The 238-nt window shown below is 60.1% G+C and carries 1 protein-coding gene; it reads left to right on the top strand.

The window, feature by feature from the left end:
• Nucleotides 1-2: 2 nt before the first annotated feature.
• On the top strand, nucleotides 3-238 hold a 236-nt coding region (locus AC0L2F_RS35955), incomplete at its 3' end, for an Hpt domain-containing protein (RefSeq protein WP_473251551.1).

Here is a 238-nt window from a genome sequence, read left to right as displayed (position 1 = left end):
TCATGGATGATCTGTTGCGGGAGTTTTTGACGGAAACCAGCGAGAGCCTGGACACCGTGGACAATCAGCTGGTGAAGTTCGAGCAGGAGCCGAACAACGCCAAGATCCTGGATAACATCTTCCGGCTGGTCCACACCATCAAGGGGACGTGCGGCTTCCTCGGCTTGCCGCGGCTGGAAGCGCTGGCGCATGCCGGCGAGACGCTGATGGGCAAATTCCGTGACGGCATGCCGGTGAC

The sequence above is a fragment of the Bradyrhizobium sp. Ken64 genome, assembly GCF_055807555.1.
This window is presented reverse-complemented; position numbering and strand designations above follow the sequence as displayed.